Annotated in this window: 22 protein-coding genes and 2 pseudogenes; 18 read left to right on the top strand and 6 right to left on the bottom strand. The window is 72.5% G+C overall.

Translation table 11 applies throughout. From position 1 onward, the window contains the following. Positions 1 to 105: 105 nt before the first annotated feature. Entirely contained in the window at positions 106 to 1,479 is a 1,374-nt protein-coding gene (locus Ani05nite_RS19780; protein WP_203770218.1) for a cellulase family glycosylhydrolase, read from the bottom strand. Between the two features lie 207 nt (positions 1,480 to 1,686). Between Ani05nite_RS19780 and Ani05nite_RS19775 the strand changes: the two genes are divergently transcribed. From Ani05nite_RS19775 to Ani05nite_RS19765, 3 genes are read left to right on the top strand one after another with little or no spacing between them, the layout of a single operon-like run. Continuing rightward, positions 1,687 to 4,380: a cellulose binding domain-containing protein gene (locus tag Ani05nite_RS19775; RefSeq protein WP_203770216.1), complete on the top strand. Its 2,694-nt coding sequence runs from the start codon at positions 1,687 to 1,689 to the stop codon at positions 4,378 to 4,380. A gap of 29 nt (positions 4,381 to 4,409) precedes the next feature. Next, positions 4,410 to 7,337 (top strand): glycoside hydrolase family 48 protein, encoded by a 2,928-nt coding sequence (locus Ani05nite_RS19770; RefSeq protein WP_203770214.1) that lies wholly within the window; start codon positions 4,410 to 4,412, stop codon positions 7,335 to 7,337. Positions 7,338 to 7,347: 10 nt separating this feature from the next. After that, entirely contained in the window at positions 7,348 to 8,454 is a 1,107-nt protein-coding gene (locus Ani05nite_RS19765) for a lytic polysaccharide monooxygenase auxiliary activity family 9 protein (RefSeq protein ID WP_203770212.1), read from the top strand. 45 nt (positions 8,455 to 8,499) lie between these two features. Here Ani05nite_RS19765 and Ani05nite_RS19760 read toward each other — a convergent pair whose 3' ends face one another. Next, positions 8,500 to 9,501: a LacI family DNA-binding transcriptional regulator gene (locus Ani05nite_RS19760; protein ID WP_203770236.1), complete on the bottom strand. Its 1,002-nt coding sequence runs from the start codon at positions 9,499 to 9,501 to the stop codon at positions 8,500 to 8,502. A gap of 343 nt (positions 9,502 to 9,844) precedes the next feature. Between Ani05nite_RS19760 and Ani05nite_RS19755 the strand changes: the two genes are divergently transcribed. From Ani05nite_RS19755 to Ani05nite_RS19710, 10 genes and pseudogenes are all read left to right on the top strand, one after another. Beyond that, positions 9,845 to 10,852: an ABC transporter substrate-binding protein gene (locus Ani05nite_RS19755; protein ID WP_203770210.1), complete on the top strand. Its 1,008-nt coding sequence runs from the start codon at positions 9,845 to 9,847 to the stop codon at positions 10,850 to 10,852. Between the two features lie 68 nt (positions 10,853 to 10,920). After that, entirely contained in the window at positions 10,921 to 12,444 is a 1,524-nt protein-coding gene (locus tag Ani05nite_RS19750; protein WP_203770208.1) for a sugar ABC transporter ATP-binding protein, read from the top strand. Further along, positions 12,441 to 13,472 carry an ABC transporter permease gene (locus Ani05nite_RS19745; protein WP_203770206.1) on the top strand — a complete coding sequence of 344 codons (1,032 nt, stop codon included), beginning with the start codon at positions 12,441 to 12,443 and terminating at the stop codon, positions 13,470 to 13,472. The genes Ani05nite_RS19750 and Ani05nite_RS19745 overlap by 4 nt, the downstream gene beginning before the upstream one ends. Further along, positions 13,469 to 14,482 carry a galactofuranose ABC transporter, permease protein YjfF gene (gene yjfF, locus Ani05nite_RS19740; protein ID WP_203770204.1) on the top strand — a complete coding sequence of 338 codons (1,014 nt, stop codon included), beginning with the start codon at positions 13,469 to 13,471 and terminating at the stop codon, positions 14,480 to 14,482. The genes Ani05nite_RS19745 and yjfF overlap by 4 nt, the downstream gene beginning before the upstream one ends. Before the next feature lie 149 nt (positions 14,483 to 14,631). Continuing rightward, positions 14,632 to 14,982, top strand: a complete 351-nt coding sequence (locus tag Ani05nite_RS19735) for a hypothetical protein (protein WP_203770202.1) — start codon at positions 14,632 to 14,634, stop codon at positions 14,980 to 14,982. A 121-nt stretch (positions 14,983 to 15,103) separates the two neighbouring features. Beyond that, positions 15,104 to 16,132: an NAD(P)-dependent alcohol dehydrogenase gene (locus tag Ani05nite_RS19730; protein WP_203770200.1), complete on the top strand. Its 1,029-nt coding sequence runs from the start codon at positions 15,104 to 15,106 to the stop codon at positions 16,130 to 16,132. Between the two features lie 49 nt (positions 16,133 to 16,181). Further along, a complete protein-coding gene (locus tag Ani05nite_RS19725) occupies positions 16,182 to 16,589 on the top strand; it encodes an SRPBCC family protein (protein WP_203770198.1) in 408 nt (135 codons plus the stop codon). A gap of 167 nt (positions 16,590 to 16,756) precedes the next feature. Continuing rightward, positions 16,757 to 17,350 (top strand): annotated as a pseudogene (locus Ani05nite_RS19720) (PP2C family protein-serine/threonine phosphatase); the annotation flags it as partial. 98 nt (positions 17,351 to 17,448) lie between these two features. Then, positions 17,449 to 17,748, top strand: a complete 300-nt coding sequence (locus Ani05nite_RS19715) for a hypothetical protein (RefSeq protein WP_203770196.1) — start codon at positions 17,449 to 17,451, stop codon at positions 17,746 to 17,748. Between the two features lie 118 nt (positions 17,749 to 17,866). After that, positions 17,867 to 19,057: a dienelactone hydrolase family protein gene (locus tag Ani05nite_RS19710; RefSeq protein WP_203770194.1), complete on the top strand. Its 1,191-nt coding sequence runs from the start codon at positions 17,867 to 17,869 to the stop codon at positions 19,055 to 19,057. A 19-nt stretch (positions 19,058 to 19,076) separates the two neighbouring features. Here the strand turns inward: Ani05nite_RS19710 and Ani05nite_RS19705 are convergent, their stop codons facing one another. Beyond that, positions 19,077 to 19,544 carry a hypothetical protein gene (locus Ani05nite_RS19705; protein WP_203770193.1) on the bottom strand — a complete coding sequence of 156 codons (468 nt, stop codon included), beginning with the start codon at positions 19,542 to 19,544 and terminating at the stop codon, positions 19,077 to 19,079. Between the two features lie 73 nt (positions 19,545 to 19,617). Then, positions 19,618 to 19,797, bottom strand: a pseudogene (locus Ani05nite_RS42385) (NACHT N-terminal helical domain 7-containing protein); the annotation flags it as partial. 196 nt (positions 19,798 to 19,993) lie between these two features. Between Ani05nite_RS42385 and Ani05nite_RS19700 the strand changes: the two are divergent. From Ani05nite_RS19700 to Ani05nite_RS19680, 5 genes are all read left to right on the top strand, one after another. Then, positions 19,994 to 21,391, top strand: a complete 1,398-nt coding sequence (locus tag Ani05nite_RS19700; protein WP_203770191.1) for a hypothetical protein — start codon at positions 19,994 to 19,996, stop codon at positions 21,389 to 21,391. A gap of 182 nt (positions 21,392 to 21,573) precedes the next feature. After that, positions 21,574 to 21,936: a hypothetical protein gene (locus Ani05nite_RS19695; protein WP_203770189.1), complete on the top strand. Its 363-nt coding sequence runs from the start codon at positions 21,574 to 21,576 to the stop codon at positions 21,934 to 21,936. A 93-nt stretch (positions 21,937 to 22,029) separates the two neighbouring features. Then, positions 22,030 to 22,479: an SRPBCC domain-containing protein gene (locus tag Ani05nite_RS19690; protein WP_203770187.1), complete on the top strand. Its 450-nt coding sequence runs from the start codon at positions 22,030 to 22,032 to the stop codon at positions 22,477 to 22,479. Beyond that, positions 22,476 to 22,832: an ArsR/SmtB family transcription factor gene (locus Ani05nite_RS19685; protein ID WP_203770185.1), complete on the top strand. Its 357-nt coding sequence runs from the start codon at positions 22,476 to 22,478 to the stop codon at positions 22,830 to 22,832. The genes Ani05nite_RS19690 and Ani05nite_RS19685 overlap by 4 nt, the downstream gene beginning before the upstream one ends. 18 nt (positions 22,833 to 22,850) lie before the next feature. After that, complete coding sequence (locus tag Ani05nite_RS19680; RefSeq protein WP_203770183.1) at positions 22,851 to 23,294, top strand: SRPBCC family protein; 444 nt, start codon at positions 22,851 to 22,853, stop codon at positions 23,292 to 23,294. 60 nt (positions 23,295 to 23,354) lie between these two features. Here Ani05nite_RS19680 and Ani05nite_RS19675 read toward each other — a convergent pair whose 3' ends face one another. Next, on the bottom strand, positions 23,355 to 23,633 hold the full coding sequence (locus Ani05nite_RS19675; protein ID WP_203770182.1) for a hypothetical protein: 279 nt from the start codon (positions 23,631 to 23,633) through the stop codon (positions 23,355 to 23,357). A gap of 91 nt (positions 23,634 to 23,724) precedes the next feature. Then, positions 23,725 to 24,225, bottom strand: a complete 501-nt coding sequence (locus Ani05nite_RS19670) for a DUF309 domain-containing protein (protein ID WP_203770180.1) — start codon at positions 24,223 to 24,225, stop codon at positions 23,725 to 23,727. Between the last annotated feature and the right edge of the window lie 83 nt (positions 24,226 to 24,308).

Raw genomic sequence — 24,308 nt, 5'->3', positions numbered from 1 at the left:
CCCCAGACTGGCGGCCCGGGGGAGCGGATCGGGTGCCCGGCGGTTGCGGCCGGGGTGCGGCCCGGCCCGCGAACGGGCCGGGCCGCGGGGGGCCCCGGGTGGGGGTCAGGCGGCCGCGCAGGTGGCGGTCGGTGCGGTGTTGGCGCCGGTGTAGCTGGCGGTGAAGCCCCAGCTGGTGCTGCCGCCGGCCGGCAGCGAGCCGTTGTACGACGCGTTGCGGGCGGTCACCGCGTCACCGGAGGTGGTGACCGTGGCGTTCCAGGTGTTGGTGAAGCGCTGGCCGCTGGGCCAGGTCCAGGTCACGGTCCACGAGGTGATCGCCGCGGCGCCGGCCTTGACGGTCACCGTGCCCTGGAAGCCGCCGCCCCACTGGCCGGCGACCGCGTAGCTCGCCGTGCAGCTCTTGCCGGCGGGCGGGGGCGTGGACGGCGGGGTCGAGGCGCTCGGCGAGACCGTCGGGGAGCTGGTCGGCGTGGTGGGCTGGACGCCGCCGAAGACGGACGCCTCGCGCGAGGTCGCCTTGATGCCGTTGGCGCCGTTGAAGATCCGCTGTCCCCAGGGGGTCAGCTGGGTGGCGTTGAAGCCGGTGACCATGTCCAGGTACTCGACGCCGCCGCCGTTGCCGCTCCACGACCAGCCGAGGTAGCCGATGCCGCGGGCCTGGGCGGTGGCCAGGATGGTGTCCTCGTCGGGGTCGCCGTCGGAGTGCATGTTGCCGAACTCGCCGACCACGATCGGCAGCCCGGCGCTGACGAACCGGCCCAGGTAGTCGGTGATCTCCGCGGCGGTGTCGAAGACGCCGTACATGTGGATCGAGAAGATGGTGTTGCGCTGCGGGTCGGTGGCGAAGACCGAGGCGGCGTTGTCGCGCATGGTGAAGGACCAGTCCTGGCCCCAGTTCGGCGCGTCCACCATGATCGAGTGCTCGAAGCCGGCGGCGCGCAGCCGGGTGATCGCGTTCTTGGTGTCGGCGACCCAGCCGGCGGTGTTGGTGTTGCCGTACGGCTCGTTGCCGATGTTCAGGATGACGTAGCGCTCCTGGCCGGCCAGGGCGCTCTTGACGCTGATCCAGTAGTCGACCGCCTGGGCCAGGGTGGCGGCGCCGCTCTGCTCGCCGTACCCGGTGGTGTCGTGGGCCTCCAGCACGCAGATCAGGCGGTTGGCCTTGCACTGGCTGATCACGGTCGACACGGTGGCGGCGTTGTCGGGTCCCCAGCGCTGCCCGCTGCCGAGCACGACCCGGACCGTGTTGGCGCCCAGCGCCTTGATGTCGGCCAGCGCCTGCGGGGTGCGGTCGGCGTACCAGGTGTGGGCGTGGTTGACGCCGCGCATGACGAAGGCGTTGCCGTTGGCGTCCAGGATGCGGCTGCCGCTGACGGTGAAGCCGGCCGCCGCCTGCGCGGGCTGCGCGGCCACGGTGACCACGCCGGCCACCGCGACGAACAGCGCGGCCAGGCCGCCCAGAAGTTTGCGTCTCATGTGGTCCTCCATCGATGTCGGAAGCGCTCCCACGATCGATGGGCATCTTCCTACCTACTCGGTTCAGTAGTTGTCAACACGGGGTCATTTGTTTCCGACTCTTGACAACGAGATGTCGGGAGACGACATTCATGGGAGCGCTCCCATGTTCACGTCCGTCGATGGCGCAGCCCCGGCGCCGCAGACGTGCCCGGAGAGGAATTCCATTTGCGACGCCCGAGATCCCTGACCCTGGCCGTCGCCGCGCTGCTCATCGGCGCGACGACCTTCGCGGCTCAGGCGGCCGACCGTTCCCAGCCTGCCGCCGCGGCCCCCGCCACCGACCCGTCCAGCTGGAAGAACGTGCGCATCGACGGCGGCGGATTCGTTCCCGGCCTGATCTTCAACCGCAAAGAGAAGAACCTGATCTACGCCCGGACCGACATCGGGGGCGCCTACCGCTGGAACCAGGCCGGCCAGAACTGGGTGCCGCTGCTGGACTGGGTGGGCCAGGACAACTGGGGCTACAACGGCGTCACGAGCATCGCCACGGACCCGGTCGATCCCGACCGGGTCTACGCGGCGGTGGGCATGTACACCAACAGCTGGGACCCGAACAACGGGGCCATCCTGCGCTCGACCAACCGCGGCGCGAGCTGGCAGGTCACGAAGCTGCCGTTCAAGAACGGCGGCAACATGCCCGGCCGCGGCATGGGTGAGCGGCTCGCCGTCGACCCGCACGACCACACCCACGTCTTCTACGCCGCCGAGGGCGGCAACGGCCTGTGGCGCAGCACCGACAGCGGCGCCACCTGGGCCAAGGTCAGCGCGTTCCCCAACGCGGGCAACTACGTCCAGGACCCGGCCGACACCAACGGCTACCTGAGCCAGAACCAGGGCCTGACCTGGGTCACCTTCGACGACGTGAGCCGCGACGTCTACGTGGGCGTGGCGGACAAGCAGAACAACGTCTACCGCTCCACCGACGGCGGCGGCACCTGGGCGCGGGTCCCCGGTCAGCCGACCGGCTACATCCCGCACAAGGGCGTCCTGGACCCGGTCAACCACTACCTGTACGTGGCCACCAGCGACACCGGCGGCCCGTACGAGGGCGGCAAGGGTCAGGTGTCGCGGCTGAACACGGTGACCGGCGAGTGGACCGACGTCAGCCCGGTCAAGCTCAGCGCCGGCGACGACCTCTACTTCGGCTACTCCGGCCTCACGGTCGACCGGCAGAAGCCCGGCACCCTGATGGTGGCCACCCAGGTCTCCTGGTGGCCGGACGCGATCTTCTTCCGCAGCACCGACAGCGGCGCCACCTGGACCCGGATCTGGGACTTCGCCGGCTACCCGAGCGTGTCCAAGCGCTACACGATGGACATCTCGGCCAACCCGTGGCTGGACTTCAACACCAACCCGCAGCCCCCGGAGTCCACGCCGAAGCTCGGCTGGATGAACGAGTCGGTGGAGATCGACCCGTTCGACTCCAACCGGATGCTGTACGGCACCGGCGCCACCGTCTACGGCACCACCCAGCTGACCAACTGGGACGCCGGCACCCCGTTCACGATCAAGCCGATGGCCAAGGGCCTGGAGGAGACCGCGGTCCTCGACCTGGCCAGCCCGCCGTCCGGCGCCCCGCTGGTCAGCGCGCTGGGCGACATCGGCGGGTTCCACCACGCCGACCTGGACACGGTGCCGCCGACCTTCCACGACACCCCCAGCCTGGGCAGCAACACCAGCCTGGACTTCGCCGAGCTGAGCCCGGCCTTCTTCGTCCGGGTGGGCAACGCCGACGCGGCGCCGCACATCGGCGTCTCCAACGACGGCGGCAAGAACTGGTACAACGGCCAGGAGCCGGCGGGCGTCACCGGCGGCGGCAAGGTGGCGGTGGGCGCGGACGCCAACGCCGTGGTCTGGGCCCCGGCGGGCGCGGACGTGCACTACTCGACCACCCGCGGCAGCTCGTGGACGAAGTCCGCCGGCCTGCCGGCCGGCGCCGAGATCGTCAGCGACCGCGCCGACCCGAAGGCCTTCTACGGGTACGCGGCCGGCAAGCTCTACGTCAGCCGGGACGGCGGCGCGACCTTCACCGCCTCGGCGGCCACGGTCCCGGCGACCGGCCCGGTCAAGCTGCACACGGTGGCCGGCCGGGCGGGCGACGTGTGGCTGGCCGGCGAGACCGGGCTGCTGCACTCCACCGACGCGGGCGCCTCGTTCGCCGCGGTCGCCGGGGTGAGCAAGGCGATCAACGTCTCGACCGGCAAGGCCGCGCCGGGCGCGGCCTACCCGGCGGTCTTCACGATCGGCACGGTCGACGGCGTGGCCGGGGTGTTCCGCTCCGACAACGGCGGCGCGGCCTGGCTGCGGATCAACGACGACGCCCACCAGTACGGCAACGCGGGCGAGGCGCTGGCCGGCGACCCGCGGGTCTACGGCCGGGTCTACCTCGGCACCAACGGCCGCGGCATCCTCTACGCCGACCGGACCGGCGGCCCGACCCCGCCCACGTCGACCCCGCCGACCTCCACCCCGCCGACCTCCACCCCGCCCACCTCCACCCCGCCGTCCCCCTCCCCGTCGGTGTCCACCTCGGCGCCTCCGCAGCCCACCTCCGGTTGCGCCGCCACCTACCGGATCACCGGCTCGTGGACCGGTGGCTTCCAGGGTGAGGTGACCGTCCGGAACGCCGGCAGCACGGCCACCAAGGCGTGGTCCGTCGGCTGGACGTACTCCGCCGGCCAGGTCATGACCCAGCTCTGGGGCGGCGCCGGCGGTCAGACCGGCACGGCGGTGACCGTGCGCGACGCCGGCTGGAACGGCGCGCTGGCCGCGAACGCGACCACCACGTTCGGCTTCCTCGCCACCACCACCGGCACCAACCCCGTTCCGTCGCCGATCACCTGTGCGGCCACGTCATGACCCGCCCCACCCCCCAGGAAGGACCCGCGATGAGATCCCCCCTGTCCACCCGATCGCGTTTTCGACGCGGTTTAGCCGTCTCGACCGCGGCGCTGCTCGGCGCCGGCCTGGTCGTCGCCGGGTCGTCGCCCGCGCAGGCCGCCGCCGGCTGCACGGTCGTCTACCGTGTGCAGAGCCAGTGGAGCGGCGGCTTCACCGGTGACATCGCCATCACCAACTCCGGCGACCCGGTGACCAGCTGGAAGCTCGAGTACGACTTCCCCGACGCGGCGCAGAAGGTCACCCAGGGCTGGAGCGGCACGTACAGCCAGAGCGGCCAGCACGTCACCGTCAACAACGCGGCGTGGAACGGCACGCTGGGCACCGGCGCCTCGGTCAGCACCGGCTTCAACGGCACGTTCGGCTCGGCCAACCCGGTCCCGACGGCGTTCACCCTCAACGGCACCGCCTGCAACCAGACCGCCGCCGTACCGACGGTGTCGATCAGCAGCCCGGCGGCCAACACGCGGTTCACCGCGCCCGCGTCGATCCCGATCGCCGCGACCGCCACGGCGACCAGCGGCCGGACCATCAGCAAGGTCGAGTTCTACCACGACGGCCTGCTGCTGGGCACCGACACCGCGGCGCCGTACGCCTACACCTGGGACAGCGTCCCGGCCCAGACGGCGGCGTACCACCTGCAGGCCATCGCGTACGACTCGACCAACGCGAAGAGCACGACCGCCGACGTGCCGGTGTTCGTCGACGCCGCCACCACCCCGGCGGTCGTCACCGACCCCACCTCGCTGACGGTCGCCCCCGGTGAGACGGCCACGTTCAAGGTGGCGCTGTCCAAGGCGCCCACGGCGAACACCACCGTGGCGATCGCCCGCAGCGCCGGGGCCACCACGGTCTCGGCGACGCCCGCGTCGCTGACCTTCACGCCCGCCAACTGGAACACGGCGCAGACGGTCACCGTCGCCGCGACCGCCGCGGCGGCGCTGAACTCCACCGCCACCTTCACCGCCACGGCCACCGGGCACACCGCGGCCAGCGTGACGGCGACGGTGCTGGCCAAGGGCAGCGCCGACGCCCGGTTCACCCAGCTCTACAGCGACATCAAGAACCCGGCCAACGGCTACTTCAGCCCCGACGGGGTGCCGTACCACTCGATCGAGACGCTGATCGACGAGGCGCCCGACCACGGCCACGAGACGACCTCCGAGGCGTTCAGCTACTGGCTGTGGCTGGAGGCCGAGCACGGCCAGGTGTCCGGCGACTGGGCGCCGTTCAACACGGCGTGGGCGACGATGGAGAAGTACATCATCCCGTCGCACGCCGACCAGCCCACCAACGACAAGTACGACCCGAGCAAGCCGGCCACCTACGCCGCCGAGCACCCGCTGCCCTCGGAGTACCCGTCGCAGCTGGACAACAGCGTCTCGGTGGGCACCGACCCGCTGGCCAACGAGCTCAAGAGCGCGTACGGCACCTCGGACATCTACGGCATGCACTGGCTGATGGACGTCGACAACGTCTACGGCTTCGGCCACTGCGGCGACGGCACCACCAAGAACGTGTTCATCAACACCTTCCAGCGCGGCCCGCAGGAGTCCACCTTCGAGACCGTGCCGCAGCCGTCCTGCGACACGTTCAAGTTCGGCGGCCCCAACGGCTACCTCGACCTGTTCACCAAGGACGCGTCGTACGCCAAGCAGTGGAAGTACACCAACGCCCCCGACGCCGACTCGCGGGCCGTGCAGGCCGCCTACCTGGCGCTGACCTGGGCGACCGCGCAGGGCAAGCAGTCGCAGATCTCCGCGGCCGTGGCCAACGCCGCCAAGATGGGCGACTACCTGCGGTACTCCTTCTACGACAAGTACTTCAAGAACCCGGGCTGCACCTCGACGTCCTGCGCGGCGGGCTCCGGCAAGAGCAGCTCGAACAACCTGATGTCCTGGTACTACGCCTGGGGCGGCGCCACCGACACGCAGGCCGGCTGGGCCTGGCGGATCGGCTCCAGCACCAGCCACTTCGGCTACCAGAACCCGATGGCGGCGTACGTGCTGTCCAACGTCTCGGCCATGGCGCCCAAGTCGCCGACGGCCAAGGCCGACTGGCAGGCCAGCCTGAACCGGCAGCTGGAGTTCTACCAGTGGCTGCAGTCCAGTGAGGGCGGCATCGCCGGCGGCGCGACCAACAGCTGGCAGGGCGCGTACAAGGCCCCGCCGGCCGGCACCCCGACGTTCTACGGCCTGTCCTACGTCGAGGCGCCGGTCTACGAGGACCCGCCGTCCAACCGCTGGTTCGGCATGCAGACCTGGTCGCTGGAGCGGCTGGCCGAGTACTACTACACGACCAACGACGCCAAGGCCAAGTCCGTCCTGGACAAGTGGGTCACCTGGGCCCTGGACAACAGCACGATCGGCGCGTCCAGCTTCGCCATCCCGTCGGACCTGGCGTGGACCGGCAAGCCGGCCACCTGGAGCCCGTCCAGCCCGGCCGCGAACACCGGCCTGCACGTCGAGGTCACCAGCAAGGGCCAGGACCTCGGGGTCGCCGGCTCGTTCGCCAAGCTGCTCACCTACTACGCCGCCAAGTCGGGCAACGCCCGGGCCAAGACCGCGGCCAAGGGCCTGCTGGACGCCATCTGGGCGTACAAGGACCCGAAGGGCGTGTCGGTGACCGAGACCCGCGCCGACTACAACCGGATGGACGACCGCTACGACGCGGCCACCGGCCAGGGCATCTACATCCCGCCGGGCTGGAGCGGCAAGATGCCCAACGGCGACGAGATCAAGCCGGGCGTGTCCTTCCTGGACATCCGTTCCTTCTACAAGAACGACCCGGACTTCCCGAAGGTCGACGCCTACCTCAAGGGCGGCGCGGCCCCGACCTTCAACTACCACCGATTCTGGGCCCAGGTCGACGTGGCCACCGGCTACGCGGACTTCGCCCGCCTCTTCCCGAACGGCTGAGAGGACCGAGATGAAGAAGAGATTCCTGTACGCGGCCGCGGTACTGCTCGCCACCGGCGTCGGCATCACCGTGGTGCAGACCGAGGCGTCGGCCCACGGCGCGATGATGGCGCCGGGCAGCCGCACCTACTTCTGCTGGAAGGACGGGCTGTCCGGGACCAACGGCGCGATCATCCCGAAGAACCCGGCCTGCGCCGCCGCGGTGGCGCAGGGTGGCACCACGCCGCTCTACAACTGGTTCGCCGTGCTGCGCTCCGACGGCGGCGGCCGGATGGCCGGCTTCATCCCGGACGGCCAGCTGTGCAGCGGCGGCACCGGCGGCCCGTACGACTTCACCGCCTACAACGCCGCCCGCAACGACTGGCCGCAGACCCACCTCACGGCGGGCGCCAGCATGCGGTTCGACTACAACAACTGGGCCAAGCACCCGGGCACGTTCTCGCTGTACGTCACCAAGGACAGCTGGAGCCCGACCCGGCCGCTGGCCTGGAGCGACCTGGAGTCGCAGCCGTTCTCCCAGGTGGTCAACCCGACCTCGGTGGGCGGCCCGGGCACCAACGACGGCCGGTACTCCTGGACGGCCAACCTGCCGTCGGGCAAGAGCGGCAAGCACATCATCTACTCGGTCTGGTCCCGCTCGGACAGCCAGGAGACCTTCTACGGCTGCTCGGACGTGACCTTCGACGGCGGCCACGGCGAGGTGACCGGCGTGGGCGACAGCACCATCCCGCCGCCGCCCACCGACCCGGCGACCCCGCCGACGTCGACGCCGCCGAGCCCGCCGACGTCCTCCGGTCCGGCCACCCCGCCGGCCAACAGCGGCTGCTCCGCGATGTACAACGTCACCGGCTCCTGGGGCGGTGGCTTCCAGGGCGAGGTCATGGTGCACGCCGGGAGCACCCCGGTGACCAAGTGGAAGGTGTCCTGGACGTTCCCCGGCGGGCAGACGGTCAGTCAGCTGTGGAGCGGCAAGTACACCGGCAACGGCTCGACGGCCACGGTGACGAACGAGTCGTGGAACGGCTCGATCGCCGCCAACAGCTACACCACCTTCGGTTTCACCGGTACGGGCTCCACACCGACCACGGTGCAGAACCTGACCTGCAGCACGGCGTGACCTGAACCGCGGGGCCCGGGGCGTGTACGCGCGTCCCGGGCCTCGTCACGTCCGGCGTCGGCCGGCGGCCGGGGCGGCGGTGCTGGCCCGGACGACGAGCTCGGGGGTGACCAGGACGTGGGCCGGCGACTCGGGGCCGGCCATGTGTTCCAGCAGCAGGGCCAGGCTGAGCCGGCCGAGCTCGGCGAAGTCCTGGTGCACCGTGGTCAGCGGGGGCAGGAAGTACCCCGAGTCGGGCATGTCGTCGAAGCCGACGACGCTGACGTCCTCGGGCACCCGGCGGCCGGCCTCGTGCAGGGCCCGCAGCACGCCCAGGGCGATCCGGTCGTTGGCGCAGAAGACGGCCGTCACGGCCGGGTCGCGGGCCAGCGACTGGCCCTGGACGTAGCCGGTCTCGGCGTTCCAGGACTCCGGGATGATCGGCGGCACCTCGGCGCCGGCCGCGACCAGGGTGTCGCGCCAGCCGGTGACGCGCTCCTGGGCCTCCGGCCAGTCGGCCGGCCCGGCCACGTGGTGCACCGTGCGGTGACCCAGGTCGAGCAGGTGCCGGGTGGCCAGCCGGGCCCCGGCGGCGTTGTCCACGCGGACGGTCGGGACCCCGTCGGTGCCGCCGGCCCCGCCGACCGCCACGCACGACAGGCCGGCCGGGGCCTGCTCCAGGGCGTCGGTGACCGCGTGCTTGGGGGCGATGGCGATGATGCCGTCCACCGCGTGCTGGCGCAGCCGGTCGACCGCCTCCAGCACCGGCCGGGGTTCCAGGTTGCGGAAGGTGGCGATGCTGACCAGGTAGCCGGCGGTGCGGGCGGCGTCCTCGATGCCGTACAGCATGGACGCCGGGCCGAACAGCGTGGTCTCGAAGCCGATGATCCCCAGGGTGTGCGACTGCCGGGTGACCAGGGTCCGGGCGGCCAGGTTGCGCCGGTAGTCGAGCGACTCCATCGCCTCCAGGACCCGGGCGCGGGTCTCCTGCCGGACGTTGGGGTGCTCGTTGAGCACACGCGACACCGTCTGGTGAGAGACGCCCGCGAGCTTGGCGACGTCGCGCATGACCGCCGCCGGCTTCTTCGATGGCACGCAGTTCCCCTTGTCGCTCCCGCACCGGTGTCGGTCACAGTGTAGTTCTTTCAAGTTTCCGAACAGTGCCCCTGACCTCGGGGGCGGCGGTCGGCCGGTGCTTTCTGGGTCACGATACGGAACGATCTCTTGACGCCGGGATTGGGAACGGTAACACTCCTGAAACGCACCGTGTGACGGGAGCCACTGCATAGAGCGGTTTGGCTGTCGTCTGGCTGCTCCGCGCGTTCCCAACCCCGGACGCCGTGGGACTGCCGCTCTCCTTCCCGTCAATTGAACACCGGCTTCGCAAAGTTCAGATTGTGAACGCTAACAAATGAGATACCTGGAGGACGTTGTGCTCAAGAAATGGTCCGCTGCCGTCCTGGCCGGCGCGCTGGCGGTCGGCGCCCTCGCCGGCTGCGGCGGCGGTGACGACGCCGGCAGCAGCGGTGGCGGTGGCGATGACAAGATCACCATGGGCTTCTCGCAGGTCGGCGCCGAGAGCGGCTGGCGCACGGCGAACACCAAGTCGATCCAGGAGTCCGCGGCCGCGGCCGGCATCGACCTGAAGTTCTCCGACGCCCAGGGCAAGCAGGAGAACCAGATCAAGGCGATCCGGTCCTTCATCGCCCAGCGCGTCGACGTGATCGCCTTCTCGCCGGTCGTGGAGTCCGGTTGGGACACGGTGCTCAAGGAGGCCAAGGACGCGAACATCCCGGTGATCCTCACCGACCGTTCCGTCGACTCGCAGGACAAGACCCTCTACAAGACCTTCATCGGCTCCGACTTCGTGCTCGAGGGCAAGAAGGCGGGCGAGTGGCTGGTCAAGGAGTACGAGGGCAAGTCCGACCCGGTCAACATCGTCGAGCTGCAGGGCACGCCCGGCGCGGCGCCGGCCAACGACCGCAAGGCCGGCTTCGCAGAAGTGATCAAGGCCGACCCGAAGTTCAAGATCGTCGCTTCGCAGACCGGTCAGTTCACCCGGACCGACGGCAAGGAGGTCATGGAGGCCTTCCTCAAGTCGCAGCCCAAGATCGACGTGCTCTACGCGCACAACGACGACATGGGCCTGGGCGCCATCGAGGCGATCGAGGCGGCCGGCAAGAAGCCGGGCACCGACATCAAGATCATCACGGTGGACGCGGTCAAGGACGGCATGACCGCCCTGGCCGCCGGGAAGATCAACTACATCGTCGAGTGCAGCCCGCTGCTCGGCCCACAGCTGATGGACCTGGCCAAGAAGGTCAAGGCCGGCGAGACGGTGGAGCAGCGCGTGCTCACCCAGGAGACGACGTTCACCCAGGAGCAGGCCAAGACCGCCCTGCCGGACCGCAAGTACTGATCACGCACGAGCGGCGCCGCCCCGGCCGGTGAGCCGGGGCGGTCCGCCGCCGACCAAGGAGCACAACCATGGTTGACCCGCCGATCCTGCAGATGACCGGCATCCGCAAGACCTTCCCCGGTGTCGTGGCGCTCGACGGCGTCGACTTCTCGCTGCGCCCGGGCGAGGTGCACGCCCTGATGGGCGAGAACGGCGCCGGCAAGTCGACCCTGATCAAGGTCCTGACCGGGGTGTACGGCATCGACGCCGGCGACATCACGCTGGACGGCGCCCCGGTGCGCTTCGGCGGGCCGCTGCAGGCTCAGCAGGCCGGCATCAGCACGGTCTACCAGGAGGTCAACCTCTGCGCCAACCTCTCGGTCGCGGAGAACATCTTCATCGGCCGCGAGCCCCGGCGGTTCGGCAAGATCCGCTGGTCGGAGATGCGCCGCCGCTCGGCCGAGCTGCTGGCCGGGCTCGACCTGCACCTGGACGTGGCCGCCCCGCTGGGCACGTACTCGCTGGCCATCCAGCAGATGGTGGCGATCGCCCGGGCCATCGACATCTCGGCCAAGGTGCTGATCCTCGACGAGCCGACCTCCAGCCTGGACGCCTCCGAGGTGGAGCGCCTCTTCCAGGTGATGCGCCGGCTCAAGCGCGACGGCGTGGCCATCCTGTTCATCTCGCACTTCCTGGACCAGGTCTACGCCGTGGCGGACCGGATGACGGTGCTGCGCAACGGCACCCTGATCGGCGAGTACGCCACCGCCGAGCTGACCCAGATGCAGCTGGTCACCAAGATGATCGGCAAGGAACTGACCGTGCTGGAACGCCTCGAGGAGGAGCCGCGCACGGTCACGGCCGACGCGCCCCGACAGCCCATCGTGGAGGCCCACGAGCTGGGCCGTACGGGGGCCATCGCGCCGTTCGAGCTGGCCATCCGGGGCGGCGAGATCGTCGGGCTGGCCGGGCTGCTGGGCTCGGGGCGTACGGAGCTGGCCCGGCTGCTGTTCGGCGCCGACCGGCCCGACCACGGCACCCTCAAGATCGACGGCCGGCCCGTCACCCTGCGGACCCCGCGGATGGCGATGAACCACGGCATCGCCTTCTCCTCGGAGAACCGGCGGACCGAGGGCGTCGTCGGGGAGCTGAGCGTGCGGGAGAACATCGTGCTCGCGCTGCAGGCGTCCCGCGGCTGGTCCCGGCCCATCCCGCGGCGCAAGCAGGACGAGCTGGTCGAGCGCTACATCAAGACGCTGGGCATCCGGCCCGCCGACCCCGACGTGGCCGTGCGCAACCTCAGCGGCGGCAACCAGCAGAAGGTCCTGCTGGCCCGCTGGCTGATCACCGAGCCCCGGCTGCTCATCGTCGACGAGCCCACCCGCGGCATCGACGTCGGCGCCAAGGCCGAGATCCAGCGGCTGCTGGTCGAGCTGGCCGACGGCGGGATGGCGGTGCTGTTCGTCAGCGCGGAGCTCGAGGAGGTGCTGCGGCTCAGCCACAAGATCGAGGTGCTGCGCGAGCGGCACCTGATCGAGGAGGTCGACAACACCGGCGGCGGCGTCGACGCCGACCGGATCATGCAGGCGATCGCGAGCGGAGCGAAGTCGTGACCCCCCTTGTCCGGCACCGGCTCTTCTGGCCGGCCGTGGTGCTCGTCCTGCTGCTGGTCAGCAACGTCTTCTTCGCACCGCGCTTCTTCACCATCACCCTGCAGGACGGCCACCTCTACGGCTCGCTGATCGACGTGCTGCGCTCGGCCACCCCGCTGGCGCTGGTCGCCCTGGGGATGACGATGGTCATCGCCACCGGCGGCATCGACCTGTCGGTGGGCTCGGTGATGGCCATCTCCGGGGCCGTGGCCTGCCTGTTCATCGGCGACCTGAGCGATCCGGGCAGCGTCGGCGGCGTGCTGCTGGCGGTCGGCCTGGCGCTGGGGCTGTCGGCGGTGGCCGGGATCTGGAACGGCGTCCTGGTCTCGGTCATCGGCATCCAGCCCATCATCGCCACGCTGATCCTCATGGTGGCCGGCCGCGGCATCGCCCAGCTGCTCACCGGCGGCCAGATCATCAACGTGTCCTCGCCGCCGTTCCGGGTCATCGGGGCCGGCTACCTGCTCGGCGTGCCGGTCTCGGTGATCATCGTGGCCGTGGTGGTGGCCGCCGCGGTGCTGCTGATCCGCCGCTCCGCGCTGGGCGTCCTGGTCGAGGCCGTGGGCGCGAGCCCGACCGCCAGCCGGCTCGCCGGCATCCGGGCCCGCGGGCTGACGATCATGGCGTACGTGTTCGCGGCGGTCTGCGCCGGCATCGCGGGCCTGATCTTCAGCTCCAACGTGGCCAGCGCCGACAGCAACGCGGCCGGCAACCTCATCGAGCTGGACGCGATCCTCGCCGTGGTGATCGGCGGCACGGCCCTGACCGGCGGCCGCTTCTCCATCGCCGGCAGCGTGCTCGGCGCGGTGCTGATCTCGGCGCTGGACATCACCACGTACACGATCGGCGTGCCGGCCGAGACCACCCTGTTGTTCAAAGCGGTCGTGGTCGTCATCCTGTGTCTGAGCCAGTCCGCCGCCTTCCGCGCCGCGGTGTTCCGCCGCCGGCGTACCCCCGCCGCCACTCCCGCAGCCGAGGTGCCCGCATGACCGACGTCAAGGCCCCGCCCCAGCCGGAGGTCACCGTGGCCACGCCGCACAAGCGGCGCCGCGCCGACCGGCGGCACATCCCGGTGCTGGCCACCCTGGCCCTGCTCGTCCTGATGTACAGCCTGGGCGTCGCCAACTACGACAACTTCTCCGACACCCAGGTGCTGCTCAACGTCTTCGTCGACAACGCCTTCCTGCTCGTGGTCGCGGCCGGGATGACCTTCGTGATCCTCACCGGCGGCATCGACCTGTCGGTCGGCGCGGTGGTCGCCCTGACCACCGTGGTCGCCGCGACGCTGCTGAACGACGGCTGGCCCGCCGCGGTGGTGCTGCCGCTCGTGCTGCTGATCGGCACCACGCTGGGGCTGGGCATGGGGGCGGTCATCCACTACTTCAAGGTGGAGCCGTTCATCGCCACGCTGGCCGGCATGTTCCTGGCCCGCGGGCTGTCGCTCCTGATCAACCGCAACTCGATCCCGATCACCGACCCGTTCTGGACGGCGATGGCCCAGGAGCGGATCCGCTTCGGCCCGGGCATCTTCATCTCCACCAGCGTCGTGATCGCCGCGGTGGTGGTGCTGGCCGGGGCGGCCGTGCTGGCGTACACCCGGTTCGGCCGGACCGTCTACGCGATCGGCGGCAACGCGGACTCGGCGCTGCTGATGGGCCTGCCGGTGGGCCGGACCCGGATCGCCGTCTACACCATCAGCGGCTTCTGCTCGGCGCTGGGCGGGGTGCTGCTCAGCTTCTACATGCTCTCCGGCTACAGCCTGCACGCGCAGGGCATGGAGCTGGACGCGATCGCCGCCGTGGTGATCGGCGGCGTGATCCTGACCGGTGGCTCCGGCTACCTGTTCGGCACCGTGCTGGGCGTGCTGGTGCTCGGCCTGATCCAGACCATCATCACCTTCCAGGGCACGCTCAGCTCCTGGTGGACGAAGATCGTCATCGGCATCCTGCTGTTCGCCTTCATCGTGCTGCAGCGACTGGTCACCCGCCGGGCCCGCTGACCCGGGCGCCACCGGGACCGCGGGCGGGACGGCCGCCCGGCCGGGACGCGGCCGGACACCTCCGGGTGACCGTGGTGGCCGCGCCCCGGCCGGGTGACAGCAGGCGACGCCGTCGTGGTGCCGGGGGCCGCCGGAGGATAGTGACTGGCATGGATGCTGACGACGTGGGGGAGCGCGACCGGCCGGCGGCTGACCGGGCCGCCGGGCTCGACGAGCGGGAGCGCCGCCTGGACGAGCTTCAGCAGCGGCGCGACGCGGGGCAGGAAGCCCGGCGGCGCGCCGCCGATGCCCGCGACCGTGCCGCCGATGCCCGCGACCGTGCCGCGGACGCCCGCGACCGTGCCGCGGACGGCCGGGACGGTGTGGCCGATGCCCGCGACCGTGCCGCCGATGCCCGGGAGCGGCTGGCCGACCGCCGGGAGGTGTCCGCCCTCGAACGCCTCATGGCGGACGCCGAGGCCGCCGGGGCGCAGCCGCGCGCCGATCCCGGGGAGCCGTAGCCGGCGGCCGGTGCGGGGGAGCGGCCCGTTGACTCGCGGCCGTCGATGGCATGGGATGCAGGGAGGCCCCCTGCCCCGCCCGGCACCGGACCGCCCCTTCTCCCCGCAGGAGGCTGCCGGTATGACCAGCTCCCCGATGCGCGCGGCCGTCCTGGAGCGCGCCGGCACCGTCACGCTGCAGGAACGGCCGGTGCCCGAGCCCGGGCCCGGGGAGGTCCTGGTCCAGGTGACTGCCGTCGGCACGTGCGGCTCCGATGTGCACTACTACCGGCACGGCCGGATCGGCCACCACGTCGTCACGGCGCCGCTGGTGCTCGGGCACGAGCCGGCGGGCCGGATCGTCGCCGCCGGGCCCGGCGCCACCCGGCACCCGGCCGGCCGGCGGGTGTCTATCGAGCCCGGCGTCCCCGACCGCACCTGCGCGCAGTGCCGGGCCGGCCGGTACAACCTCTGCCCCCGGATGCGGTTCTACGGCACACCGCCGGTCGACGGGGCGTTCTGCGAGTACGTCACCGTGCCCGAGGACTTCGCGTACCCCGTGCCGGACAGCATGTCGGACGATGCCGCGGCCCTGATCGAACCGCTCTCGGTGGGGATCTGGGCCTGCCGCCGGGCCCGGGTCGGTCCGGGCGCCCGCGTGCTGGTCACCGGCGCCGGGCCGATCGGGCTGGTCTGCCTGCAGGCGGCGTTGGCCTTCGGCGCCACCGAGGTCACGGTGACCGACATCAACCCCAGCCGGTTGCGGCTCGCCGCCCACCTCGGCGCCACCGCCACGGTGCACACCGGACAGACCCCGCTGCGGGACGCCGGCGTCGACCCCGACGTGCTGCTCGAGTGCTCCGGGCACCCGGCCGCCACCGGCGACGCCATCCGCGCGGTGACCCGGGCCGGCCGGATCGTGCTGGCTGGCATGGGCGGCGACGAGATCGCCCTGCCGCTGGTCCACCTGCAGAACAACGAACTGGAGCTGACCGGCACGTTCCGCTACGCCAACACGTGGCCCGCGGCCATCGCGCTGGCCGCCGCCGGCCGGGTCGACCTCGACGCGCTGGTCACCGGGCACTACGGGCTGGCCGAGGTGGAGCAGGCGCTCACCGCCGCCACCCGCGACCCCGGCTCGGTCAAGGTCATCGTGCGGCCCGACCGGTGACGCCGCCGGGCCGGACCCGTCGGCGCCCCCGGTGCTGCAGGATGGGGGCATGAAGGTCGCCTGGCCGGCACTGCGCCGAGAGATCACCGTCGAGGGCCCGCGCGCCACCGAGGACGTCTGGGACCGGTACGTCCGCCCGCGGCGCTGGCCGGAGTGGTCGCCGCAGATCCGCTCGGTGGACTACCCGGGCGACCTGCTCAGCCCCGGCACCTCCGGCGTGGTGCACGGGCCGGCCGGCCTCCCGGTCCCGTTCCAGATCATCGGGGTCGACGACGCGGGACCGGTGCGCACCTGGTCGTGGACGGCTTCGGCGGCCGGCGTCCGGCTGACCCTGCTGCACACCGTGCAGGCCACCGCCGCCGGGACCCGGACCGGGCTGACCGTGGTCGGCTTCGCCCCCGCCGTGGCGGGCTATCTGCCGGTGGCCCGGTGGGCGCTGCGCCGCCTGGTGCGGTGACCCCCGCGTGCTGACCGGGGGCCGGGCGGTCGCGTCCATGCTCCAGCGCGTGACCTCGGACCGGACGGACGGCAGGGAGCTCGCCGACGTGCTGGCCGCCGTGGAGAGGGCCCGGGGTCCACAGCGCGCTCGCGGCGACCCTCTGCGTCGGTGGACCGCGCAACGCCCGCCGCCGCGGCGGCACGCTGATCGAGCAGGCCGAGGCGGCCAACCGGGCGCTCTACGACAACGCGCCCGACCGGGCCGCCTTCGTCACCGGGATTCTCGGCCGGCTCGACCTGCGCACCGGGATGCTCGCCGTCGTCAACGCCGGGCACCCCACCCCGCTGCTGGTCCGCGGGGGAGTGACGCGGTCGCCGGCGCTGACCGTCAACCGGCCGTTCGGCCTGCTCCGGGACCGGCCGTTCCGGACCGCCCGGGTGGACCTGCGGCCCGGGGACCGCCTGGTGCTGCTCACCGACGGCATGCTGGAGCGGGGCGCCGCGGCGCTGGACCTGCCCACGCACCTGGCCGATCTCCGGGAGCTGCACCCCCGGGAGCTGGTCCGGGTGCTGGGCGATCTCATCCTGGAGGTCGCCGGCCCGACGGCACGCTGCCCGACGACGCCTGCATGCTGGTCCTCGACTGGCACGGCGGCCACGGCGACACCCGCCACACCAGCGCCGGCGCCGACCAGCACCGGGCCAGCGGCCCCGCGACCTCACGGGTCCGCGACGCCGGCCGTCACGATTGGTGACCGGCCGAAGCTGGTAACGATCTGAAAACTTCCTGGGAACACCGATTGGCCCCGGCGGCGCCGGGTACCCCTCGCTCGCCGCGCAAGGCGGCCCGAAATGTGACCCCCTGGAGGAAATAGACCATGGCTACGAGCACCCACACGCACAACGACACCGTCGACGTGAAGCACAACCGGTTCCGCGGCGAGGAGACCAAGCCGTCGTTCAAGACCACCGAGCTGTTCGTCTACCTCGCCGCCGTCATCGGCGTGCTGATCGCCTCGTACACGGTGGGTGACGGCGCCGCCAACGACGGCGGCGACTACTTCGCCGCCGACAAGGCGTGGTGGTTCATCACGCTGCTCACCATCGGCTACCTGGTCAGCCGGGGCCTGGCCAAGGCCGGCAGCCGCAGCAACGACGTGGACCCGCGTACGCGCTGAGCGACCTGAACGGTGGCGCCCCGTGGGCGCGACGGCGGAGCCGCCGTCGCGCCCACGGCTGTTTGACAGGGCCCGACGGCTGCTCCTACGGTCGATATCCATCGACAAAGGGGAATGTATGAAGCGGCGCGCGTTCGTCACGTTGCCCCCTCTCGCCCTGGCCTCGGGCCACCTGCCGGCGCCGGCCGCCGCGTCTCCCGGATCCCTCGGCGCGCCCGGGCCCGGGTTCGAGAGTCCCGGGGTCGTCGACGGCGCCCTGCCGGTCTTCGCCGAGCGGCTCAAGGCCGAGCTGGACTTCCCGCTGGCCTGGCCCCACCACCGCGACCTGGGCTGGCGGGCCTGGCGGCGGCTGGCCCGGGCCAAGGTCGAGGAGCTGTTGTGGCAGCCGCGCGACGACTCCGCCTTCGACGTCGAGATCATCGATGAGCAACCGCGGGACGGCTACCGGCAGCGGCAGGTGCTGTTCAACGTCACCGGCCACAGCCGGGTACGGGCAATCCTGCTGGTCCCGGACGGGCCCGGCCCGTTCCCCGCCGTGCTGGCGCTGCACGATCACGGGGCCCGGTTCGACATCGGCAAGGAGAAGCTGATCGAGCCCTGGTACGACGACACCCGCCGGGCGTCGGCGCAGGCCTGGGCGCAGCGCTACTTCAGCGGCCGGTTCATCGGCAACGAGCTGGCCGCCCGCGGGTACGCGGTGCTCGCCGTGGACGGGTTGGGCTGGGGCGACCGCGGCGGCCTCACGTACGAGGGGCAGCAGGCGCTGGCCGGCAACCTGTTCAACCTGGGGTCGTCGCTGTCCGGGCTGATGGCCCGCGAGGACGTCCGGGCCGCCGCCATGCTGGCGTCGCTGCCCGAGGTGGACGAGCGCCGGATCGCGGCGGTCGGCTTCTCCCTGGGCGGCTACCGGGCATGGCAGGTCGCGGCGCTGTCGGACCACATCGCGGCGACCGTGTCGGCCTGCTGGATGACCGGGCTGAGGGAGATGATGGTCGCGGGCAACAACACGCTGCGCGGCCAGTCGGCGTTCTTCATGCTGCACCCCGGCCTGGCCCGCTACCTCGACATCCCGGACGTGGCCGGCATCGCCGCGCCGCGGCCGATGATGCTGTTCGACGGCGAGGCCGACCCGCTGTTCCCGGCCGAGGGCGTGGCGGCCGCGTACGCCAAGATGCGCGCGGTCTGGGCCGACCGGCGCGCGCAGCACCGGCTCAGCACCCGGATCTGGCCCGGCCTCGGCCACGTCTTCGTCCGGGAGATGCAGGAGGAGGCGTTCGCCTGGCTGGACCACTGGCTGCGACGCGGCTGACCCCCGCCGGCGCCGGGGCTCAGGACGACGGCCGCAGCCGGTCGCGGGCGTCGGCCAGGCGGACGGCCAGGTCGGGATCGGTCCGGATCCGGTCGCGCACGTCCGGGGCGGCCAGCCGCTCGTCGATCGCAGCCAGGATCGTCGCCAGGGCGACGGTGCGGGCGTACGCCAGCGCGGTCAGCAGGCTCAGGCACCCCTGCGGGGATAGCCCGCGGATCACCGGCGCCGCGTCGGCCAGCAGCTCGCCGCTCAGCAGGTCCCGCTCGTCGGCGAACGGCGTGGGGTCCGCCAGCAGGCACTCGACGGCGGCCGGCAGGTGCTCGGCGTCGTCGAACCGGCTGCTCGCGCGGATCAGCCGGACCAGCCGCAGCACGTCGGCCGACGGCAGCCGGTGGGCGTCGGTGGCCAGCGAGCGCAGCACCAACCGGATGGCCGGCCCGGGCGACCCGGTGCGGGCGCCGGCCGGTCCCCACGCGGCGGCGGACACCGCGCGGGCCGCCCGGTCGTAGGCGTGCAGCAGGGCGGCCGGATCGTCGTCCAGCGCGGAGGTCGTAGCGGCCCAGGCCGCGTACCGTCTCGGTGAGCCGGCCGGCCACCAGGTGGCCGAGCCGGATCGCCTCGCCCTTGGCGTCGAAGAGGCTGAGCGCGACGTCGCTGCCGCCGGCCGTGGCCAGGCTGAGCGCGCCGCCGAGCGGGTTGTCCGCCAACGAGACCAGCGGGCCCGAGCCGCCCGGGAGCTTGACCGCGCCGGCCTACGTCAGACCCTGCGGCACCGCACCACTATGGACCGTCGCCGCGCCGGGAGGGCAACGGCCGGGCCGGCGGTGCGAATTTGTGCCCCTGCTGTCGCCCGGCACCGGTCACCTGGGCGTCTAGGGGGAGTCAGGGTGACCGTAGACGGACACGCAGGCTCCATCGCGGGGATCGAGTGCACACGTGGACACGCAAGACGTTCGGCCCGCCGGGGCGCGACCGTGGGGCCCGCGCGCCCGGCGGGGACTGGTCGAGACGGCCTGGCTGCTGCTGGTGGTGGCGATCGCCGCGCTGCTCTTCCTCGCCCGGTACGACGACCCCCGGCGGGTCGCCTCCGGGGACAGCTACTGGTACATGCGGCAGGCGCTGATCTTCACCGGGGTGGACGCGGGCGAGGCCGCCCGGGCCGCCAGCCGCCAGTTGTGCCGGGACATCAACCGCTCGCTGCGGGCCAGGCGGGCCGAGCCCACCTGCCGCGGCTACCGGACCGGGGGGTACTCCCCGCGCTACGTCGCCATCTTCGACAGCCGCCCGGGGTACCCGCTGTTCGCCGCCCCGTTCGTCGCCACGCTGGGGCTGTGGCGGGGCATGATGGCCGCGACCATGGTGCTGGCGCTGCTCGCGGCCGCGCTGGCGTACCTGGCGGTCTGGCTGGCCAGCGGCCTGCGGTCCGCCGGGGTGCTGGCCGTGGTCGCCCTGTTCGTCCTGCCGGCGGGCTTCTGGATGAGCCGCATGCTGACCGAGAGCGGGACCCTGGCCGGCTACCTGGCGGTCGTGCTGGGCGCCACGCTGCTGCTGCGGGGTCGCCGGCTCGGCCTGCCGGTCATCCTGGTCGCGCTGGTCTGGCTGTTCCTGGTCCGCTCGGCCAGCGGGATGGCGATGGCCCTGATCCTGTCGGCCGCCGGCCTGCTCGCGCTGCCCGGCCGCCGGCCGCGGTGGCCGGCCGTGACGATCGCCGCGGCCGGTCTGCTGGCGGTGCTGGGCTGGCAGATCGCCGCCTGGACGCTGCGCCTGCCCGGGCTGAACGAGACGATCCAGGACTTCGCCACGCGACACTTCAAGCAGCGGGCGGACGTGCCCGACCCGATCGGCTGGCTGATCGGGCGCAACCTCGACTTCTGGCCCTCGCGGCTGGCCGCCGAGTGGGCCGGTCCGGCCATGGTCGTGGCCTTCCTGTTCGCCGCCGCGGTGCTCGTGCTGCGGATGCGCCCGGTCGCGGCACTGTGGATCCTCACCGGCCTGACCGGGATCCTGATGCTGGTGGCCCACCCGGTCGACTCCGAGTTCGACCGGATGATGGCGCCGATCTGGCTGCCGGTGGCCTGCGCGTTCGGCTACGCGGCGGCGCTCGCGACCGGTCGGTGGCCGGCGACGCCTGGACCAGCGGCGCCAGTACCGCCGGGGGCGGAGTCGCCGGTGCCCGCGCCGCCGGCGGCCGCGTCGCCGGCGCCTGCGCCCCCGGCGGCCGCATCGCCGGAGGCCGCGTCGCCGGCGGCCGGGCGGCCGCCGGCGATTCCCCGGCAGGGCGCGGCAAGACGCCGCCGGCCGGAGGCCGGTGCGCCGCTGCGCGCGCCGCGGTGAGGCGTTCCGGTCAGCGCATCACCGTGCGCGCCGCGGCCGGGGACGCCCGCGGGGGAGCGGCCGGGGATCGACGGTCGTGCCCGTCCTACCCGTCCTCGGCGGCAATGTCAGGCATCGATCCGACAGAACGAGCCGTGTGCCCGGCCTCACCGGGGGTGGCCCGGAGAAGAGAGGATGCTTCTGTGCACACCCGCGAGATACCCGAGCACATTCTCGACCAGTTGCTGGTCGGGCTCGTGTTCTACGAGGCCGAGCTGACGCTCGAGCACTTCGAGCCCGGGTCGGTGGCGCTGCTCGGTGACGCGTTCGGCGCCGTGTTCACCTGGTTGTGGCGGGAGAACCCCGACAAGGCGACCCTGCTCATGGCCGACTTCGTGGCCGAGCTGCGCTACTACCACCACAACGCGAACCGGGCTCTGGACCTGGAGGCGGTGCTGCGGGGGCTGCCGGCCTGCCTGCGCGCGGTGCCGCCCGGCGAGGCCCGGGAGATCCAGGAGCAGCTGCGCCGCGAGGTGCCCAAGTACGTCGGCCTGAGCAACATCTGAGGCCCGCCGCCCCGAAACGCAACCGAAGGTTGCGCAAGCGCCCCCCGGCGACTACCGTCATGTGCAACCAAACGTTGCGCATGGAGGCAGGGCATGGAGTACGGCAGCATCGAGCGCGAGATCCACGTCGACGCCACCCCCGAGGTGGTCTTCGAGGTGGTCAGCCGCCCCGAGCACATCTCCCAGTGGTGGACCGACGACGCCGAGCTGGACGCCACCCCGGGCGCGGCCGGCGAGCTGATCTGGGGCGACCGGGCCCAGGTCGCGCCCATCGTCGTGGTGGACGTCGAGCCGCCCCGGCTGTTCTCGTTCCGCTGGTGCCACCCGGAGGGCCGGCTCGACGACCCGCGCTCGCTGCTGATCACCTTCGAGCTGACCCCGGCCGGGCGGGGCACCCGGATCCGGCTGACCGAGACCGGCTTCCGGGAGATGGGCTGGGAGGCGGCCAAGGTCGCCGACTACTACCGCGACCACGTCGCCGGCTGGGACACGTTCGTCCCCCGGCTGGGTGACTACCTCGCCCGGCTGGTGTCGGCGCGGTGACCACGGCCGCCGTCGACGACGACCTGTGGTCCGCGGTCGGCGACCCGACCCGCCGGCGGCTGCTCGACCTGCTGCTGGCGGCCGGCGACGGCACCGCCACCAGCCTCAGCGAGCAGCTGCCGGTGACCCGGCAGGCCATCGCGAAACACCTCGGCGTGCTCGACCGGGTCGGCCTGGTGCGCGCCGCGCCGGCCGGGCGGGAACGGCGCTACCGGGTGGACGAGGTCCAGCTGGCCCGCGCCGTGGCCCAGCTGTCCTCGGTGGGCGCGGCGTGGGACGCCCGGCTCCGGCGGATCCAGCGGATCGCCGAGGCCGTGCAGCGCGCCCGGGACACGACCGATCGACCGAACTGAACCGAGAGGGGAGATCCCATGGTGGACATCCTGCACAAGGTCGGCGTCCAGGCGCCGCCGGCCGCCGTCTTCGCCGCCCTGACCACGGTCGAGGGGCTGGCCGGCTGGTGGACGACCGACACCCGCGGCCGGGGCGACGACCCCGGCGGCGTGCTGGAGTTCCGGTTCGGCCCCGGCGGCATCGACATGAAGGTGGTCGAGCTCGCCGCCGGCCGGCGCGTGACCTGGGAGGTGGTCGGCGGCCCGGAGGAGTGGATCGGCACCCGGGTGGAGTGGCGCCTCGAGCCGGACCAGGACTACACCGGCGTGCTGTTCGCCCACCGGGGCTGGCGGGAGCCGGTGGAGTTCATGCACCACTGCAGCACGAAGTGGGCCACCTACCTGATGAGCCTCAAGTCGCTCATCGAGACCGGCACGGGGGCACCCGACCCGCACGACGTCAAGGTCGACAACTGGAACTGACCTCCCACGGGACGACAGCACCCCCACCGGGCGGCGGGGGTGCTGTCGTGGCCGGGCGGCTCAGAACGGGGCGGGACCGCGTCCGACCAGGGACATCAGCACCTGGGTGGCGAGCAGCTTGCGGACCCCGGTGACCGTGACCTCCCCGATCTGGTCGTACGGCAGCTCCAGCTGCAGCCCCTCGGTCGCGTTGCGGATGTCCGTGTTCACCTCGTTGGGCCGGAACGTGCCGCTCCACCCGTTGAGGTTTCCCCGGTTGTTGGTGCCGAGCGAAGCCATGCCGGTGACGCGTGCGCCGTCGACGAGAATCAGCGTTGCCGGACCCGAGTAGGTCGTCATGTCGTAAACCGTAGCGGCTCGGCGCATTTGCGGTCCGGACGGGCTCCCGGACCGCCCGCCGGGAGCGTCCGATCGGGTGATCCCGGCGCGCTCAACCGAGCAGGGCCGGCGTCAGCGCTCCCTCGTCCACCCGGTCGCCGCGGCCGATGCGCTCGGCCGTGTCCCGGGCCCAGGCGACCAGCGCCGCCACCGGCACGCCGTGCGGCGGTGCCGCGGCGTAGGCCTCGATCCGGTCCGCGGCCCGCCGCAGCAGCCGGGAAGCGCCCTCGGCGTTCCCGCGCCGGGCGTGGGTCAGGCCGACCGCGAGCTGCGCCAGGCCCCGCCAGAGCTCGCGCTCGGACTCCCCGGCGGCCTTCCAGGTCGCCTCCAGCACCTCGTGGGCGTGGAACGGCCGCCCGGCGTCGAGCAGGCGCTGCGCCTCCCGCAGGGCCTCGGCCGGCGGCAGGACCAGGTCATCGGGGGTGGTGGGCACGCCCGTCATCCCCTTGGGCAGGGGCCGGCCGAGACCGTCGCGGGGCCGGGCGTTGCGGGGGCGGCCGGCGGCGTCACGATCGCGGGCCGGGGCCGCGCCGGCCGGTGGGGTCGGTTCCATGGGCCGATTCTTCCGCAGCCCGGGCAACCCGCGAACCCCGGCCGCGCGGCCGAGGCGGCCGGAGGGCGGGACCCGGGGGGTCC

Origin of the sequence: Actinoplanes nipponensis, from assembly GCF_016862275.1 — a bacterium.
Lineage (GTDB): Bacteria > Actinomycetota > Actinomycetes > Mycobacteriales > Micromonosporaceae > Actinoplanes > Actinoplanes nipponensis.
This window is presented reverse-complemented; position numbering and strand designations above follow the sequence as displayed.

Coding starts and splice junctions, on each gene's coding strand:
- Ani05nite_RS19780 (WP_203770218.1), bottom strand. CDS start 1,479: ATGAGACGCAAACTTCTGGGCGGCCTGGCCGCGCTGTTCGTCGCGGTG.
- Ani05nite_RS19770 (WP_203770214.1), top strand. CDS start 4,410: ATGAGATCCCCCCTGTCCACCCGATCGCGTTTTCGACGCGGTTTAGCC.
- Ani05nite_RS19765 (WP_203770212.1), top strand. CDS start 7,348: ATGAAGAAGAGATTCCTGTACGCGGCCGCGGTACTGCTCGCCACCGGC.
- Ani05nite_RS19760 (WP_203770236.1), bottom strand. CDS start 9,501: ATGCGCGACGTCGCCAAGCTCGCGGGCGTCTCTCACCAGACGGTGTCG.
- Ani05nite_RS19755 (WP_203770210.1), top strand. CDS start 9,845: ATGAGATACCTGGAGGACGTTGTGCTCAAGAAATGGTCCGCTGCCGTC.
- Ani05nite_RS19750 (WP_203770208.1), top strand. CDS start 10,921: ATGGTTGACCCGCCGATCCTGCAGATGACCGGCATCCGCAAGACCTTC.
- yjfF (WP_203770204.1), top strand. CDS start 13,469: ATGACCGACGTCAAGGCCCCGCCCCAGCCGGAGGTCACCGTGGCCACG.
- Ani05nite_RS19735 (WP_203770202.1), top strand. CDS start 14,632: ATGGATGCTGACGACGTGGGGGAGCGCGACCGGCCGGCGGCTGACCGG.
- Ani05nite_RS19730 (WP_203770200.1), top strand. CDS start 15,104: ATGACCAGCTCCCCGATGCGCGCGGCCGTCCTGGAGCGCGCCGGCACC.
- Ani05nite_RS19725 (WP_203770198.1), top strand. CDS start 16,182: ATGAAGGTCGCCTGGCCGGCACTGCGCCGAGAGATCACCGTCGAGGGC.
- Ani05nite_RS19715 (WP_203770196.1), top strand. CDS start 17,449: ATGGCTACGAGCACCCACACGCACAACGACACCGTCGACGTGAAGCAC.
- Ani05nite_RS19710 (WP_203770194.1), top strand. CDS start 17,867: ATGAAGCGGCGCGCGTTCGTCACGTTGCCCCCTCTCGCCCTGGCCTCG.
- Ani05nite_RS19690 (WP_203770187.1), top strand. CDS start 22,030: ATGGAGTACGGCAGCATCGAGCGCGAGATCCACGTCGACGCCACCCCC.
- Ani05nite_RS19680 (WP_203770183.1), top strand. CDS start 22,851: ATGGTGGACATCCTGCACAAGGTCGGCGTCCAGGCGCCGCCGGCCGCC.
- Ani05nite_RS19675 (WP_203770182.1), bottom strand. CDS start 23,633: ATGACGACCTACTCGGGTCCGGCAACGCTGATTCTCGTCGACGGCGCA.
- Ani05nite_RS19670 (WP_203770180.1), bottom strand. CDS start 24,225: ATGGAACCGACCCCACCGGCCGGCGCGGCCCCGGCCCGCGATCGTGAC.